This window comes from Haloarcula sp. H-hyl6 (assembly GCF_056934455.1).
The window spans coordinates 2,054,991-2,070,761 of sequence record NZ_JBRIIK010000001.1 but is presented as its reverse complement, the minus strand read 5'-3'; the positions used below and the strand labels follow the sequence as shown (position 1 = coordinate 2,070,761).

The window sequence follows — 15,771 nt, the reverse complement described above, 5'->3', positions numbered from 1 at the left end:
GACGTCGGTGGTATGATACTCCTTCGGCGGCAGAGGGATACTCACGCGACATTTTCCTCGATATGTTCGAGGTGGCGAACTCTGGTATTGTGTCTTTTGGTCCCACTATCGTCGGCTTACTTCGCCAGCGTGGCGAGGTTCTCGCCGTACTCGCTGGCGATGGCGTCCCAGTCGAACTCTCTCCGGACGTACTCGTACCCGTTCTGGCCGAGTTCTTCCCGTCGCTCGGCGTCGTCTCGTAGTTCTCTGACGGCCTCCGCCAGCGCCTCGGCGTTCCCCGGTTCCATCGGGATGCCCGCCTCGGCGTCGGTCACGATTCGCTCCGCCTCGCCGCGGACCCCGAGGAGGATGGGCAGTCCCGCGGCCATGGACTCGAATATCTTCGAGGGGATGACGAGTTCGAACAGGTCCCGGGGCTTCAGGTGGACGAGCGAGACGTCCGCCGCCGCCAGTATCGAGGGCACCATCTCCTTGGGCTTGCGACCGGTGAATCGGACGTTCGAGAGGTCCTCGCGCTCGGCCCGCGACCGCAATCGGTCGAGTTCCGCGCCGTAGCCGACCACGAGAAACAGCACGTCGTCGTACTCGGGGTCTTGTTCGAACTCCCGTGCGGCGTCGAGTACCACTTCGAGACCGTGCGTCCGCCCGATAGTTCCAACGTACGACACGACGAACCGACTGTCCACCGTCGCCCGAAGTTCGTCCGGCATCGGGAGTGCGCTCGCTCGGCCCTCGACGAATGAGGGGTCGACGCCGTTGGGGTGATACCATATCGTCTCGGGGTCGACTCCGGCGTCCTCGATGGAGTCGACGAAGGCGCGCGAGACCACCACGACTCGGTCCGCGCGACGGTACGCGAATCTCACTGCCACGTCGATGGCTCGTATCACGAGATCGTTGTCGACGTCGCTGGCGGCGGTTATCGTCTCCGGCCAGAGGTCCCGGACCTCGAACACGAATGAGGCACGTCGGGCGAACGAGACGACTGCGGCGCTGAGGCCGGTCAGCGGTTGCGGACTGGTCGCGACGACGACGTCCGGTCGCGGGGTGGCTCGGAGGCCGACGAACATCGACGCTAGCATGAACCAGACGAACTTCACCGCTCGCCGCGCCATCCCGGCGTTGGACGCCGGCAGTGTTCGTACCAGGTGGACGGTCACGTCGCCGCGCGACTCGACGCTGTGCCAGTCGTTCTCGTACCCGTCGTAGATCTCGCCCTCCGGGTAGTCCGGAACGGAGGTGACGACGGTGACGTCCCATCCGGCGTCGGCCCAGCGTTTCGAGAGTTCGTCGACCCGGTTGGGCGCAGCGCCGGTCTCCGGCGGGAAGTACTGCGAGAAGAAGAGAATCGAACCGCCGTCCCGCTCCCCTGTCGAATTCATGGTGGCGAATCCGCGGTCAGCCACATGAACCTTTATAACTCAGCTGTCTCTGACGGCGGCCCCGATGGGTTCCCAGTCGAAGGCGGCCAGTAGTCGGTCGAGTCGTTCCTCGGTTCGGTCGAGGTTCGTGTAGTGGCGGGTGCGGTACGAGCGTGGAATCCCGTCGACCCGCGGTTGGTTCGGGTCGAGTTCCCACGGGTGGAGATAGAACACGAAGTCCCGCTTTCGGCTGATGCGCTTCACGCCGTACTCGTAGATCGGGTAGGGGATGAACCGAAAGTAACCGCCGCCGGCCCACGGGACGCCGAGCTTCCACAGTTCGAAGAGCGGGAGTTGGACCTCGGTGAGGTCACCAGCGGTCGTCACCGTGCTGTCGCCGTCGACGTCGATGCTCCCGTATCGGTCGTGCCCGGACGCCGGGAAACTGCTGGAGTCGTACGCGAACCCGAGGTCGGTGAGGATATCCAGCGCCCAGTCGGTAATGGTGAAACTCGGCGCGCGGTAGCCGTCGATGGGGCTGTCGACGAGTTGTTCGAGCAGGTCCAGCGAGCGCCGGATGTCGGCTTCGACGGCCGACGGCGACTGGTCGTAGAGGAGTTCGTGGTTGTAGCCGTGACAGGCGACCTCGTGTCCGCGTTCGTCTATCTCCGTGACCAGTTCGGGTGCCCGCTCTGCGACGTGGCCCAGCACGAAGAACGTCGCCCGGATGTCGTGTTTCTCCAGCAATTCCAGTATCGTGCGCGTGTTGTCGACGACTCGGAGGTCGTACTCGTCCCAGCGGGACCGCTCTAGCCCGGGCCAGAGGTTGTGTGCGTGGAACCAGTCCTCGATGTCGAACGACAGCAGGTGTCGGCTCACAGAATCTCACCACCGCGACGCTGGAACTCGCGTCGGTCCGCGGCGGTCGGGAACGAGAAATACGACTCCTCGCCCTCCATGGCACGGGGGTCGACGGTGCCCTGATGGATGTCCGCGAGCGTCTCTGCCGCCAACCGACCGCCGCGTCGCTTCCCCAGCCTGATTACGTCTGTCAGAGCGGCGTCGTCCGGAATGGGGATACTCTCTTGGCCGAGTATCTCACCGGCATCGACCGCTTCCGCCATCGTGTGGACGGTCACGCCGAACTCGTCGTCCCCGTGGTACATCGCCCAGAAGGTCGGCAACATCCCGCGGTACTGCGGGAGTTTGGCGGTGTGGACGTTGATACATCCCCAGTCTGGGGCGTCCAATAGGTCCGCCTCGAATATCTCCGGTGCCGAGACTGATAGGACGACGTCGACGTCGGCCGCGAACGAACGGTAGGAGTCCTCGTTGACGCTGGTTCGATACTCCACCGGGACGTCGTTCTTCGCCGCGACGGACGCGACGGAGTAGCGCCCGAGTCCCGCCGCGTCGAAGAGTTTCCGCTCGACGTACTCGACGCCGTACTGGAGGAAGTTGGCGGGGCCGAACAACGCGTAGGCTCGCTTGAGCAGGTCCGGAAGTGAGTCGTCCATCGTCTCGAGGACGGTGACCCGTTCGATTTCGACGTCCGCCGAAAGAGAGTCGAAGAAGGTCCGGTAGAACTCCGGCATGAAGAACGGCTCGTCCTGTGTCACGATAGCCACGTGTAGCGGCATCTATGCGTACGCTGAACGTGGGGAACAAAAAGCCCTTCAATTCACCGGCCGGTCCCGTTGCGAGTGGACAGTCGCTCGACGTCGTCCGCCGATAGCGACCGGTCGTAGACGTGGAACTCGTCGATGGCACCGCCGAAGGAGTCCGACCCGGGGTTGTAATTCCCGCCGATGGCCACCCGCGGTCCGAACGAGACGTTCCCGGACCCAGCGACGGTCTGACGACGGACCAACTCGCCGTCCATGTACACCCCCTTCGTCGACCCGTCGAAGGTCACCGCCACGTGGGTCCACTCGTCTGCGGGAAGTGCATCGGAGACCAGCCGTTGGTCCTCGTAGCCAGGGACGCGGTGGCTGATGCGACCGGACGATTCGAGGATGAGCGGCGCCGCACGGCCCGCCCGCATCAGCACTTTGTAGTCGCCCGAGTCCAGCGTCGCTCGGCTGGGTCGAATCCAGAACGCGATAGAGTAGGACTCGCTCGGCCCCTCGAAGCGGTTCGCGGTGGCGACGCCTCCGTCCCGCGGGAACGAGACGGCGTCGTCACGGACGCCGTCGACCCAACTGCCGTTCTCGACCCGCGCGTGGTAGCCGCCGGACCGGTCGTAGGCGCGGTTACCGTTCCCCTCGTCGAACGACCAGAACGCGGTCCCCGGGCCGTCGAACGTCGAGACGTACCCCTTCGACGTGACGGCACCGTCCGACACCGTCGCGTTGTCCTCGCCGACGGCGTACGACCCGGCGTAGGGGACCGTGGTCTCGTAGACGCCGTGACGGTTCACCGAGACGGACTTCTCGTAGGTGAACGTCTCGTTCCCCAGCGACCGGGTGACCGTCGCCGTCACCGTCTCGTTGGCCGGACCGCTCCCGGTGATGACGGCGCCCGGCACCACTTCGAAGGCGACGTGGCCGCCGTTCTCGCTCCGGTACAGCGCCCGGTAGTGTTCGAGCGCTGCGGCGTCCCCCTGTCGACTCCCGTACCCTTCGTGCAGGCGTCGCCCGATGGTGCCCTCTGACCACGACCGACTGGTGACGACGTACGAGACGCGACCCGAAAGCCGGTCGTACCACGCGGCTTCCCTGCCCGTCGACAGCACGAACTCGGAGTACGTATCGCGTGCGTATGCATACGACTGAGAGTTCCCGCTCACGAAGTAGTTGTACATCCGGTTGCGGCCCCACTGACTCAGAACGTACTCGCCGTCCTCGGTGTCGTCCGCGGCCGCGTGGTCCGCAATCCACGCGGCCGTCTCGTACTGGCCGTCTCCGATGGTCACCTGACTCGTCTTGACGGCGGTCTGAACCATGCCGAGGCCACCGACCAGCACCAGCAAGACGGCCACTGTCCCGAGAGTCTTCGTCGACGGAAGCGAGAGCGGTTCGGCGAGGGAATCGGTGTCAGGTGTCCGCCAAACCGGTTCGTCGGCGACGTCTATCCACGAGGCGAGGTGGACGAATCCCATCCCCGAGAGCACCGCGACGACGATAGAGAACTCGCCGCCGAAGCGGACTTGGAGGGCTGACAACACGAAGAAGTGCGCCGCGTACACGCTGAGTACGGCAGAGCGGACGTTCCCCTCTCGCGCCCGCTGGCCTTCGAGGACGGCGTACGGGAGGGCGACGACCAGAAGCAGGCCGAACACGAGGATGCCGCCCATCGTGCTCGTACTGAACAGGGGCTGTGTCTCGGCGATTCCGCGGCTGGCGAGTAGGACACCCATCTCTTCCAGCAACCGGTTGCCGTACGCCGGGAGGACCAGCAGCAGCCCGAGGAATCCGACGAGCCCGGCCCCGCCCGCCGCACCAAGGTACGCTCGAACCGGTTGGTCCGTCCGGCGTGCCAGTTCGCCGGCGAGCGTGACCCCGACACCGCCCGCCAGCAGTAGTGCGGGGGCGTACGCGACTTGGCCAGTGTGCCACTCCAACGAGAGATGGACGGCGGCGGACAGCAGACTCGCGACGGCGAGGCCGGCGAGGACGCTCGCGTTCGAGTCGAGCGGGGAGCGTCCGTCTCTGACGTCGAGATAGGTCGTCACGAGCAGCGAGAGACCGACGGGTGCCAACAGGAGGGGTGACGCCTCCCACGCCAGCGTTTGCGCGGTGACGACGACACCGAGGGCGACGGCCATCCCGGCGGTACGCAGTCGGGAGCGGTCCGTCCGCGACACTTCGACCACGAGGACGAGGAGGGTGAGCGCCAACCAGACGTAGTCGAACGCGTGGTGGTCGGCGTAGCCGAGGCTCGTCCGGAACGCGTGTGCGGGGATAACGGCGAACAGGAGGACCGCAGCGAGACCGGCCCGGTAGTCCTCGCTCACCCACGTCGTGATAGCGTAGACGACGAGTCCGGTCAGGACAGCCGAGAGGACGGGATACCACGCCAGAACGGTTCCCGCGGCCGACGCCGTACCGCCGGCGATCTCCGAGGCCCACGCGAGCGTCGCGACCAGCAACGGTTCGCCCTTCGCGACCGATGGGTTCAGCGACGAGAGCAACGTTGGGGAGAACGGGCCGCCGTCCGCCGCCAGCAACTGCTCGACGTGGTACCGGTAGTAGTACGGGTCGTTCCCGGAGAGGACGACCACGCCGTCTCGAAACACCGACGGGAGCGAGAGTAAACGAAATAAGGCCACGACGAGCAGAGAAAGGCCGACCGGAACGACCGTGTCCGGAACGTCGAACGAGAGGTCCGTCGAGAGCGACTGCTCGTCGTCCGGTATCGAATCGCCCAGGCCGTCCGATACGGCGCGCTTGACCGCCGCGCGGTCGCTCAGCGAGTACGTGCCGTCGTCGTGCTTCTCGACGAGGCCGGTCGAGACGAGTTCGCCGAACGTACCGGAGTCGAGCGGAAGGTCGTCGAAGGTCCACCGTGTCTTCGCACCGTCGATTTCGAGGACCGTCTGCAGAGCGTCTGCCAGTTCTGGCCGGTCGTCAAGATGCTGTTCGACCCGCCGGTCGTCGGACATAGCCTCTGCTTAATTTGAGACTCAAATAAAGCCCGCGGACTGTGATACCGTTTCTAAATATTCACATCTGTCACAGGGAGAATAGCACCTTTCACTTCAGAAAGCGGTATTCAAATATCGAGACGAACAGTAGAATACTGCGCCCTTTTTATATCCGTGGCTCCCCTACCTGGCAGTGTTTAGTTAAGCGTGAAAGGTGAGGCGGACGGATTTCTTGGTACCTATGCCAGAAATCAGCCGCCTCAGCGGGAATAGAGAGTGGATTGATTTGGATTTTGTGGAGCGCGAGCGACACCGGAGCCAGCGATGGCGCTGGGTATTCAATCGCACGTTGAGGGGCTGTCACTGTCGAATACCGTCGAATTACTCGATTGCCTGGGTGTCCAACGCAGTCGAAAAGCCATCCACGACTGGGTCCAGAAGGCCGATCTACAGCCAGAATCCGGGAAAGAACCGAATCAGGTCGCGCTCGACGAAACAGTGATTCGGATCAACGACAAGCAATTTTGGCTGTACGCCGCCGCCGACCCACAGACGAACGAACTGCTTCACGTCAGGCTGTTTACGACAACTACCACCGCTCTTACCGAGATATTTCTCCGCGAACTGCGGCAGAAGCATGATGTCGACGCCGCCGTCTTTCTCGTGGATGGCGCTCAACACCTCCAAACCGCGCTTCAACGAGCTGGACTCCGATTTCAGATACGTCGCCACGGAAATCGGAACGCTGTCGAGCGAATTTTCCGAGAGCTGAAGCGTCGAACGTCGTCTTTTTCGAACTGCTTCAGCCACGTCGAACCGAACACAGCCGAAAACTGGCTCCAGAGTTTCGCTCGCTGGCACAATGCTCCAAACTAAACACTACCCCCTACCTTCGCCAAGCGTATCTTTTCAGTGCCAGACAGATAATGGAATTGACCAACATATATCCAGTCTGAGTTTGTCTCGATTTCACGTAACGAAAACTCTATGATGTGAAGTCAGGGCCGGAATAGTGAACGGATATCAAGATTCTATCAGTCTTCCCAACATCTTGTCTCTTCATGTTTAAAACGGCATATCTTGGATGTGCGAGTTGTATGAGGTTCCCTTCCCGTTTAATTTCTTAGTTTGAAATTATTGACTAGGTAATATCTATCACAAGTAACATGGATAAATATATACACCTCTTGTGATTAGTATCCGTCAGAACCACTACGTCTATGATGCCGGGCCTGAATCGACATCACATACTGATGATTCACGATGTCGAAGTGCGTGATCTCCAAGTGAACGCAGACGAACGGGGCCATCTCGTTGAGGTCTTCCGAAACGACTGGAACGAGTACGATATCGATCCGGCGATGTCCTATTACTCGATGACGTATCCTGGTATCATTCGGGCGTGGCACCGTCATCTTGAGGGGCAGATTGACCACTTTGTTTGCCCACAGGGGCGAATCAAGGTCGGAATCTACGATGACCGAGAGGCCTCTCCTACGCAAGACGAACTAAACACGTTCGTAATTGGTGAGCACAATCAGCAGATGGTCCGGATACCCGGTGATTGTTGGCATGGATTCAAGGCAATCGGTGACAAACCTTCTCTGTTAATTAACTATCCGTCCGAACTCTATGACTATGAAAACCCAGACGAAGAGCGGATTCCTTACGACACTGACAAAATACCTTTAGATTGGGAAGAAGTTCCCCACAAGTGAGACATGAAGGGCGTTCTTCTCTCGGGTGGTACTGGATCTCGTCTCCGTCCGATTACCCATACCGGCCCGAAACAGCTTGTTCCGGTCGCAAACAAACCAGTCCTTGAATACGCTGTCGAAGATCTCGAAGAAGCGGGCATTACTGAAATTGGCGTCATCCTCGGGAATAAGGGTCGTGACGAGATCCAGAAACTCCTCGGCGACGGCTCGGAGTACGGCGTCGACATCACGTACATTGTCCAGGGGAACCCCCTCGGACTCGCCCATGCCGCTGGTTGCGCACGAGACTTCGTCGGCGACAACGACTTCGTGATGTATCTCGGGGACAACATCCTCAAGTCTGGCGTCACCGAACTCGTCGAGAGCTTCGAGGCGGGTGACTACGGTGCGGGAATCGCTCTCCAAGAAGTCGACGACCCGCAGGCGTTCGGGATTGCAGACGTTGACGACGAGGGCAACGTCACAGAACTCATCGAGAAACCCGACCATCCCCCCACAAACCTTGCACTCATTGGGATGTATGTCTTCTCGCCCGCAGTCTTCGATGCTATCGACGACCTCGAACCGTCGTGGCGTGGCGAACTCGAAATCACGGACGCAATCCAGTCACTTCTGGAAGATGGCGACGCGATCGATTCCCACGTCGTTACGGGCTGGTGGAAGGACACTGGGAAACCGGAGGACATCCTCCACGCGAACCGCCTCGTCCTCGAAGACAAAGAGCTTGACACCGCAGGCGTCGTCGAAGACGGCGCCGAAACCGACGGCCGGATCGAACTCGCGGATTCTGCGACTATTGAGGATGGTGCCGTCGTCCGGGGGCCGGTCTCGATCGCGGAGAACACGACGATCAAGAGTGGGACCTACGTCGGGCCATACACATCAATCGGTGCAAACTCTACCCTAGAGGACATCCACATCGAGAACAGCGTCGTCATCGGTGACTCCGACATCACCGCATCCGGTCGCATCGTCGATAGCCTGCTTGGGCGGAACGCGAACGTCGAGAGCGCCGAGAACTATCTGCCAGAAGGCCGCCGGCTCGTCGTCGGCGAGAACTCACAGCTCAAACTCTAACGATGCGCATCATCACTCACTCCTGTCCGGCGTGTGGCACCGTCGTCGCGGCGAACGAACTCGAATCGAATCGCATAATGAAGTGTCCGGGACTCGGCTGCCAAGAGGTCCTCCGCTTCAAGGATCTCCCGACCGACGCCCGCGAACATTTCCTTGAGAACCGAGACCGCTACCAGATTTAACGCACAGCGTCCCAGACAGCGGCGACATCCTCACGTAACGTCGGCTGCGGACGGCCGAGCGTCGATTCCACCTTCGTGACATCGAGACAGCTATAGCTCGGTCGTGTCGCATTCCGATTAATCTCGTCCATCGAACCTCCTGTGAGCGAGCCCTTGCGGTGGTCGGTCTGCTCCGCGAGTATCTCCCCGAACTCGTAGGGCGTCACACAGGATTGACAGGCGACATGAAAGAGGCCAGTCGCATCAGCTGCGAGTAAATCCAGCAGTGTTTCAGCGGCCTGGCCAGCACGTGTTGGCGTCACCCACTGGTCCGTGAACAGCGGAATCGTTTCGCCTGACTGCAGCTGGCTGCGGACCCATGCCGGGAATCCAGTGAGATCGCCACTACTCCGGTGGATACCCCAGACGAACGAGAGTCGAGCAATGAGTGGGTCGTCAATCGCCTCAGAGACTGCCTGTTCACCCGTGAGCTTCGAGTCACCGTACACCTGTGCGGGATGCGTGTCTGCGCTCTCTGTGTGCGGGTTTCGTTCGGTTCCATCGAAGACGTAGTCCGTCGACACGTGGACGAATTCGATGTCGTGTGCAGTACAGTACTCAGCGAGCCTGCCCGGTGCGGTACCGTTGAGCACCTCTGCCAGCTCTGGGTTCGTTTCACACCCGTCAACGTCCGTCATCGCGGCACAGTTGATGACCACGTCCGGGTGATGCTCCGCGAGGATATCGTCGAACGTATCGTACTCCGAGAGATCGAGCTGTGAGAGTGGGATATCGAAAGCCGGTCGTGTCGAATGATAGGTGCCGCTGACCTCTAGCCCACGGTGCTGTCCGGCACGCACCACATTGCTTCCGAGCAGACCGTTTGCACCGACAACGAGGAGGTTCATATCAAAATATTCCAACAGTAATGTAAATAGGTACTGCTAACAGGCCTATAGCATGCGTATTCTCGTCACTGGTGGCGCCGGGTTCATCGGATCGAACTTCGTTCACCACGTCCTTGACGAACACGAGGACGACGAAGTCGTCACGCTCGACGCGTTAACTTATGCGGGCTCGAAAGATAATCTCGACGGCGTACTAGACGACCCTCGTCACGAGTTCGTCGAAGGCGATATCCGGAACCAGGAACTCGTCGACGAACTCGTCGCCGACGTCGATGCGATCGTCAACTTCGCTGCCGAGTCACACGTGGACCGGTCCATCGATGGTGGAAAACCGTTCGTCACGACGAACGTGGAGGGAACACAGGTCCTTCTCGACGCGGCCAAGGACGCCGACATCGAGCGGTTCCTGCAGATTTCCACCGACGAAGTGTACGGACAAATTCTGGATGGGAAATTCGCCGAAGATGACCAACTCAACCCCCGAAATCCCTACTCGGCGACGAAGGCGAGCGCAGATCTATTAGCACGGAGCTTCCAGACGACCCACGGCCTCCCCGTCCTTATCACCCGCACTTGCAACAACTTCGGCCCCCGTCAACACCCCGAAAAGCTCATTCCGAAGTTCATCAACAACGCCGCGTCTGGTGGAACGCTGCCAGTGTACGGTGACGGGTCGAACGTCCGTGAGTGGATCTACGTCGAAGATAACTGCAGAGCGCTTGATCTCGTTCTCCGAGAGGGGGACATCGGCGAAATATACAACATCGGCAGCGACGCTGAAAAGACGAACATGGAAGTCACGGAAGCGATTCTCGATGCTGTCGGTGCGTCAGACGATTTAATCGAATTCGTGGACGACCGCGCTGGCCACGATCAGCGGTACGCACTTGAAACCGAGAAAATCGGGAATCTCGGCTGGGAACCGCAGTATACTTTCGAAGAAGGACTCGAACGAACCGTTGAGTACTACCTCGACTGAGCAATGGTGACGACGATAAGCCGGTGGCCAAGTCCGAATGGCGAGCAATTGTCGAACAGAGCCCGCTATATCTGTTGACCTCCTTGCCGGAGACTAGGTGTCATTGCACTCGACGACGGCTCCCTCGGCACGCCCGAGAAAGTCACCGAAAAGTCGAGTTCGTCACTGCATCTGTCCTCGACGGCACCGACGCCGCGGACGTCGATGTCGTCCGCCGCGCGGCAAATTCCTCCAACCATATCACGGGGACAACGCCACGAAGAGCGCCCGCATCGCTATCGAGGACTTCCTCAACACAGTCGAACAGGCCCCGACGACGGCTGTGACACCGTCGTCTACGCGACCACCTCCTCCATTTACCGCAGCCGAACTGAGCCATCACCGGAGGATATGGCCGTCGAGACCAACACTGGATACGAGCCCTCCAAATTAGGATCGCGGGTCTTCTCGACTCAAGAAGTCGAGACGCCGCTACCAAGTCAGATTCGACGCATCGTAAGCACGATCTCTCGGCCGGTCACGCGCCAGTTACAGCCTGTCCACACTGCCTCGATTCGCTCAAATCCCTCGTCCGGCCGTTCCCTGAATTCGATTTTTCGCTTGGGACCACGAACGGGCTCGTAGACGAAGCCGTTCGCGTCGGCGACCGAGAGCCCACTCATGCGCTTGCCTCCAGCGCACTCACCAGGTCATCGACGATGGAACCGCCTACGTGTGGACCAACCGTCCAGCCTCGCTCTTCCTGCGTATACTCCGTCCACGCTGAAAGCGTCTGAAAGGGAGTCTCCGAGAGTTCGACTTTCGCGACTTCGTCATCTTGGATAACGACCACTGCCTGTTCGTAGCCGTCCCAGTAGTGGGCGGCATCAGCGCCGTCGACGCCGAGAAAGAGCGGCCGCTGGGTGAGTAAATCGCGTGCGATACGTTCTTGTGGGGTTGCTTTCCTAGTTACCATTGGTTCGCTCCAGAACCACGCGCCTCGGTGCTCTAACACCGAGGCGATTTCCCTTTACCAGCAGAAATCGCCCAGCGGCGCGTGTGTTCCTACTCATACTGTTGGTCCGGACCACCAAATGACTATTGCTATATAGCAATCAAATTGCAATAGAGAATATGGCGACTCGTGGCCCTGATCCCAAAGCAACCGATGAAGAGATACTAGATATCATCCGTTCGGCAGAATCCCCATTCGTAACGACCAGAGATGTCGCAGAAGCTGTTTCTCTGTCTTCCGAGAGGGCAAGGCAGAGACTGAATCGACTCAATAGACAGGAACAGATCGACCGAACAAAGGTCGGTAGCAGTGCCGTGGTTTACTGGATACCCGGTTCTTCATCCGGGTCGAGATAGCGTTGCCCCTTGTCCGTGATCCACCAGACACGTGAACGGCCGATCTTTCGTGTACCAACAAGGCCATCATCAGCCATTCTGCGGAGTCGTTGATCGGCCGCTTGTCGACTCACTCCCGTCTTCTCGGCGATTTCACTCGTTCCCAATACCGGTGGATATGATAGAACCAGTGCCTTCAGTATAGAGCTCCGGTCGGCAGTCGGATCTGGGCCCGGTTTCTCTGTCACTGTAGCGACGTTTCATCCGCATTCAACATTAGTCATGCTGAGCGTATCTATTGCCGCGGAGCAAAGACTATTGCCCCTCTCTCCGAAGCAAGAGTTAGGCGATGACCACAGCAGATCGCAGCGATAGTCAGGAGAGGGGCTCCCATAGTTCAACGCACGTATCCATTCTCGCAATCAGGGCCGACGACCATCGCGAACCCAGGCGTGAGTCCCCGCGAAGTCGCCGACATCACTCGGAGGCCACCCACTAACCCTCTGACCTAATCCACTGACCGGCTCGCCCACCCCGAGGAGCGCTGCTGCTCGTCCACTGAGCTACAGCTTTCGCCACTGTCCGTGCCGTGGTCGGTTCGCTTGGTTCGATTCCGAGCACGGATCTGTGAACACTCACAACCCAACGGCCGACGGCCCCGACGAACGCGATGCAGCGCTTGCCACTGAACTCGGTCTGGATATCGGCCAGGACACCCCCGAGGACCTTGCGGGCTGCCTCTCGACCCTCGCCGACCGAGATATCGACCCACTACTGCTCACTCTCTTGGAACGACTCCTCGAAGAAAACGCCCGACTCCAAGCCCGCCTCGACGAACTCGAAGCCACACAGGAACGCACCCACGACATCGCCACCACAGCCAGCGCGAAAGCTGAAACCACCGCTTCCAACCTCGACGACCTCGAAGCCACACAGGAACGCACGCACGATGTCGCAAAGAGCGCCATCGCCAAAGCCCACCAAATCGAAGCTGACACCGACCACCAGGACGACGCCGAAGCGCTCCCATAGGGTGTCGAACCCAGTAGCTCCCCATTGGATTTCTTCGCGAACTGCCGCCAGTCCAAGGTCAAGACCATGTTCGTCGAGCAATCGAACCGTCAGAATACGTATCGAGCAATCGCCGTCGCCAAACGCTGGCCGGAGTTCGCGACGAAACGAACCGATGGCAGTGGTGTGTTCATGACCAAGGACACACTGACGACAGCGTTGACCGCCCAGTTAGGCCGAACGCCCCACCGCCAGACAGTTGCCCGTGTGTGGGAGATACTCCTCGAACTTGGAGGGAGTGATTTGCGTGAAAAGACCCGCCAGGTGGGTCGCACCCAAGAGTCAACCCAAATCCTCGAGATGGAGATAGACACGGCTGGCGGGCTTCTCGAAAAGCGCTACGTCGGCCTCGACCTACTGGATGGGACCGACCGGAACGCAGCAACTGGAGGCGTCACACCCGTTGTGACAGGCAAACCCGCCCAAGCCCTGTGACGAGGAGTACACTCGACCACCCAACCCACAACTAAGCCCTCGACGACACCGTAGACAGCCCTCGTCCGCACGAATACGGACAGTCACTAGCTGCAGGACTAGGGGGGAAGTCCCGTGTTACAGAGTACGCACAACGAATGTAACGAACACAGCGAACGATGGAGTAATTCCCACGTCACAACGGGTGTGACAGATTGCAATCGAAGAACTCGCGCTGTATGGCGTGAAAAGACTAGTAGCCCCTCACAAACAGCGATATTTGACAGGCTTGCAGAGGCACAGCCCTGCTGAAAGCACGACTGGGAGAAGTGTCCCACCCGAGAATCCTCCCCGGGCTGGAGTGGACCTGCTGTCGTCGACGGAGTAGGACTGTCGTCCGACACCAGTCGGCTGCCTGCACAGCCACCATAAGGCCGCGACCGAGCGGAGCGGCCGCACGGGACGACCGTAGGGAGGACCCTCCCAATGCGGGCCGGTCGCTGTGAATGTCATGGACTCACCAACGGGAATACGCCGAAGGTTCGAGAGTCATGAGCATAGAAAATACTCCAAAGTATCATACTCCAAAGTACGATTCTAGAAGGTATTATAACCGACGAGGACATACACAGACCATGACAGATTTCGTAAATCGGACAGAAGAACTCTCTCGGCTGTATTCTCTCTACGAGTCCGAGGAAGCTGAGCTCGCCGTGATATTTGGGCGACGTCGGCTTGGGAAAACAGCGCTGGTCAAACAATCTCTCGAAGAGTATGATACCGCCGTGGTGTATCAGGCGAAACAGAAAACCACAGACCTGCAGCTCCAGCAGTTCATCGACGTGGCTTCTGATACATATCCCGGCGTGAAACGGATTAGAGAGGACTGGGAGGACGTTCTGGGGTATCTTGCTGACGAGGATGCGATTATCGTTCTCGACGAATTTCCGTATCTCGTTGAACAAGATGAGAGTCTTCCCTCCGTGTTACAAGCGATGTTTGATCATGACCTCGATGGATCTGCTGCGACATTCGTGCTTGTGGGGTCTTCAATCAGTATGATGGAAGAAGCTGCGCTACTTGGCAATAGTCCACTGTATGGCCGATCGTCGCTCAAACTGGATATTAGACAGCTCCCGTTTGCGGCTGCGATGGAATTTTTCGATGACACCTATACTCCGGCTGAACAAGTCCTTACATGGGGTGTCTTCGGTGGCGTTCCATACTATCTTGAGGAGGTCTCACCTGGGGCCTCACTCGGGGAGAACATCCAGGAGACCATCCTCTCCCGACACGGGACGCTCCATGACGAACCAGACTATGTTCTCCGTATGGAACTCAGGGAACCGACGCGATACTTCTCGATTCTTGAGGCAATTGCAGGTGGAAGCACAAGCCGGAACGAAATTTCGGGGACGACTGGAATCGCATACAACCAGCTCTCAAAGTATCTCAATCGGTTGTCTCGGCTCCGTTTGGTCGATCAACACGTTCCGATCACAGAGCAGAAAGAGCGGAGTAAGCGGAGTCGGTATCGTATCCGGGACCCGTTTTTCCGCTTTTGGTTCCACTTTGTCTACGGTACCGGAGAGCAATATGACGAACTCGGTACCGATGCGTATGACACACTGATCGAACCTGAGTTGCCAGGTTTTGTTAGTCGATCATTCGAAGAACTCTCCTGTTCAGCGCTGCGCGCCCTCTACCCAGAGCATACTATTACACAGACTGGGCAATGGTGGTATGATGACCACGAGATAGACGTTGTTGGTCTTACCACTTCCGAGACGCTGATTGTTGGTGAGTGTAAGTTCCAACAATCTCCGCTGGGATACGATGCACTCTCGAAACTTGAGAGCCACACTGCAGAACTCAGGTGGACGCCAAACTCTGGTGGAGACCGAACTGAGAGATATGCTCTTTTCTCGCGCAGTGGCTTCAAACCATCCGTCGAAGCAGCTGCTACAGAACGCGATGACCTCCGACTCTTCACCGTTGCAGATGTTGTGACGGCACTGGACGGGTCAGATATCAATGAGTGAGAGTGTCCCCAATGAGCAAGAAAGTCCTGCACCTACTGTGTCTAGTTTTCACTCGTTGTGAGGGGGGAGGGGGTGACGGAGTCCGTTTTCCGTTCTACTTGGAGCGAGGGGTGTGTCTGGTCGAAC

The 15,771-nt window shown here is 59.3% G+C and carries 14 protein-coding genes and 3 pseudogenes; 9 read left to right on the top strand and 8 right to left on the bottom strand.

Annotation, left to right across the window (positions count from 1 at the left end):
- Window positions 1-116: 116 nt before the first annotated feature.
- Genes Hhyl6_RS10750 through Hhyl6_RS10735 form a run of 4 tightly spaced genes read right to left on the bottom strand, consistent with a single transcriptional unit; the run spans window position 117 to window position 5,964 of the window.
- Entirely contained in the window at window positions 117-1,382 is a 1,266-nt protein-coding gene (locus Hhyl6_RS10750) for a glycosyltransferase family 4 protein (protein ID WP_483739185.1), read from the bottom strand.
- 39 nt (window positions 1,383-1,421) lie between these two features.
- Window positions 1,422-2,240: an XrtA system polysaccharide deacetylase gene (locus Hhyl6_RS10745; RefSeq protein WP_483739184.1), complete on the bottom strand. Its 819-nt coding sequence runs from the start codon at window positions 2,238-2,240 to the stop codon at window positions 1,422-1,424.
- Complete coding sequence (locus Hhyl6_RS10740; RefSeq protein ID WP_483739183.1) at window positions 2,237-3,001, bottom strand: formyltransferase family protein; 765 nt, start codon at window positions 2,999-3,001, stop codon at window positions 2,237-2,239. Before Hhyl6_RS10740 ends, Hhyl6_RS10745 begins: the two co-directional genes overlap by 4 nt.
- 41 nt (window positions 3,002-3,042) lie before the next feature.
- Window positions 3,043-5,964, bottom strand: coding sequence for a LamG-like jellyroll fold domain-containing protein (locus tag Hhyl6_RS10735; RefSeq protein WP_483739182.1), 2,922 nt, complete (start codon window positions 5,962-5,964; stop codon window positions 3,043-3,045).
- A 223-nt stretch (window positions 5,965-6,187) separates the two neighbouring features.
- Between Hhyl6_RS10735 and Hhyl6_RS10730 the strand changes: the two are divergent.
- The 4 genes and pseudogenes from Hhyl6_RS10730 (at window position 6,188) to Hhyl6_RS10715 (ending at window position 8,923) form a co-directional block, all read left to right on the top strand.
- Window positions 6,188-6,822, top strand: a pseudogene (locus Hhyl6_RS10730) (IS6 family transposase).
- Window positions 6,823-7,199: 377 nt separating this feature from the next.
- Window positions 7,200-7,664, top strand: coding sequence for a dTDP-4-dehydrorhamnose 3,5-epimerase family protein (locus tag Hhyl6_RS10725; protein WP_483739181.1), 465 nt, complete (start codon window positions 7,200-7,202; stop codon window positions 7,662-7,664).
- A gap of 3 nt (window positions 7,665-7,667) precedes the next feature.
- Window positions 7,668-8,741 carry a glucose-1-phosphate thymidylyltransferase gene (locus Hhyl6_RS10720; protein ID WP_483739180.1) on the top strand — a complete coding sequence of 358 codons (1,074 nt, stop codon included), beginning with the start codon at window positions 7,668-7,670 and terminating at the stop codon, window positions 8,739-8,741.
- A 2-nt stretch (window positions 8,742-8,743) separates the two neighbouring features.
- The gene (locus Hhyl6_RS10715; RefSeq protein WP_483739179.1) at window positions 8,744-8,923 is read left to right on the top strand and encodes a hypothetical protein; all 180 of its coding nucleotides are present in this window, start codon (window positions 8,744-8,746) and stop codon (window positions 8,921-8,923) included.
- Here Hhyl6_RS10715 and rfbD read toward each other — a convergent pair.
- On the bottom strand, window positions 8,920-9,810 hold the full coding sequence (gene rfbD / locus Hhyl6_RS10710) for a dTDP-4-dehydrorhamnose reductase (protein ID WP_483739178.1): 891 nt from the start codon (window positions 9,808-9,810) through the stop codon (window positions 8,920-8,922). The two genes, Hhyl6_RS10715 and rfbD, sit on opposite strands and share 4 nt — an antisense overlap.
- A 52-nt stretch (window positions 9,811-9,862) precedes the next feature.
- Between rfbD and rfbB the strand changes: the two genes are divergently transcribed.
- Window positions 9,863-10,789 carry a dTDP-glucose 4,6-dehydratase gene (rfbB, locus tag Hhyl6_RS10705; RefSeq protein WP_483739177.1) on the top strand — a complete coding sequence of 309 codons (927 nt, stop codon included), beginning with the start codon at window positions 9,863-9,865 and terminating at the stop codon, window positions 10,787-10,789.
- Window positions 10,790-10,888: 99 nt separating this feature from the next.
- Window positions 10,889-11,224 (top strand): annotated as a pseudogene (locus Hhyl6_RS10700) (NAD-dependent epimerase/dehydratase family protein); the annotation flags it as partial.
- 44 nt (window positions 11,225-11,268) lie between these two features.
- Here the strand turns inward: Hhyl6_RS10700 and Hhyl6_RS10695 are convergent.
- Entirely contained in the window at window positions 11,269-11,451 is a 183-nt protein-coding gene (locus Hhyl6_RS10695; protein ID WP_483739176.1) for a hypothetical protein, read from the bottom strand.
- Complete coding sequence (locus tag Hhyl6_RS10690) at window positions 11,448-11,744, bottom strand: hypothetical protein (RefSeq protein WP_483739175.1); 297 nt, start codon at window positions 11,742-11,744, stop codon at window positions 11,448-11,450. The genes Hhyl6_RS10695 and Hhyl6_RS10690 overlap by 4 nt, the downstream gene beginning before the upstream one ends.
- Before the next feature lie 158 nt (window positions 11,745-11,902).
- Here Hhyl6_RS10690 and Hhyl6_RS10685 point away from each other — a divergent pair, with 158 nt between their 5' ends.
- On the top strand, window positions 11,903-12,139 hold the full coding sequence (locus tag Hhyl6_RS10685; protein WP_483739174.1) for a FaeA/PapI family transcriptional regulator: 237 nt from the start codon (window positions 11,903-11,905) through the stop codon (window positions 12,137-12,139).
- On the opposite strand, the gene Hhyl6_RS10680 is transcribed toward Hhyl6_RS10685, so the two are convergent.
- Window positions 12,103-12,366, bottom strand: a complete 264-nt coding sequence (locus tag Hhyl6_RS10680) for a helix-turn-helix domain-containing protein (protein WP_483739173.1) — start codon at window positions 12,364-12,366, stop codon at window positions 12,103-12,105. The two genes, Hhyl6_RS10685 and Hhyl6_RS10680, sit on opposite strands and share 37 nt — an antisense overlap.
- Window positions 12,367-12,745: 379 nt before the next feature.
- On the opposite strand from Hhyl6_RS10680, the pseudogene Hhyl6_RS10675 reads away from it, so the two are divergent.
- A pseudogene (locus Hhyl6_RS10675) lies at window positions 12,746-13,624 on the top strand (hypothetical protein).
- 614 nt (window positions 13,625-14,238) lie between these two features.
- Window positions 14,239-15,645, top strand: a complete 1,407-nt coding sequence (locus tag Hhyl6_RS10670) for an ATP-binding protein (RefSeq protein ID WP_483739172.1) — start codon at window positions 14,239-14,241, stop codon at window positions 15,643-15,645.
- Window positions 15,646-15,771 lie beyond the last annotated feature (126 nt).

What these genes read in the sequence shown, in the direction of transcription:
- Hhyl6_RS10750 (WP_483739185.1), bottom strand. Translation starts at nt 1,382, where the DNA reads ATGAATTCGACAGGGGAGCGGGACGGCGGTTCGATTCTCTTCTTCTCG.
- Hhyl6_RS10740 (WP_483739183.1), bottom strand. Translation starts at nt 3,001, where the DNA reads ATGCCGCTACACGTGGCTATCGTGACACAGGACGAGCCGTTCTTCATG.
- Hhyl6_RS10735 (WP_483739182.1), bottom strand. Translation starts at nt 5,964, where the DNA reads ATGTCCGACGACCGGCGGGTCGAACAGCATCTTGACGACCGGCCAGAA.
- Hhyl6_RS10725 (WP_483739181.1), top strand. Translation starts at nt 7,200, where the DNA reads ATGATTCACGATGTCGAAGTGCGTGATCTCCAAGTGAACGCAGACGAA.
- Hhyl6_RS10720 (WP_483739180.1), top strand. Translation starts at nt 7,668, where the DNA reads ATGAAGGGCGTTCTTCTCTCGGGTGGTACTGGATCTCGTCTCCGTCCG.
- Hhyl6_RS10715 (WP_483739179.1), top strand. Translation starts at nt 8,744, where the DNA reads ATGCGCATCATCACTCACTCCTGTCCGGCGTGTGGCACCGTCGTCGCG.
- rfbD (WP_483739178.1), bottom strand. Translation starts at nt 9,810, where the DNA reads ATGAACCTCCTCGTTGTCGGTGCAAACGGTCTGCTCGGAAGCAATGTG.
- rfbB (WP_483739177.1), top strand. Translation starts at nt 9,863, where the DNA reads ATGCGTATTCTCGTCACTGGTGGCGCCGGGTTCATCGGATCGAACTTC.
- Hhyl6_RS10695 (WP_483739176.1), bottom strand. Translation starts at nt 11,451, where the DNA reads ATGAGTGGGCTCTCGGTCGCCGACGCGAACGGCTTCGTCTACGAGCCC.
- Hhyl6_RS10690 (WP_483739175.1), bottom strand. Translation starts at nt 11,744, where the DNA reads ATGGTAACTAGGAAAGCAACCCCACAAGAACGTATCGCACGCGATTTA.
- Hhyl6_RS10685 (WP_483739174.1), top strand. Translation starts at nt 11,903, where the DNA reads ATGGCGACTCGTGGCCCTGATCCCAAAGCAACCGATGAAGAGATACTA.
- Hhyl6_RS10670 (WP_483739172.1), top strand. Translation starts at nt 14,239, where the DNA reads ATGACAGATTTCGTAAATCGGACAGAAGAACTCTCTCGGCTGTATTCT.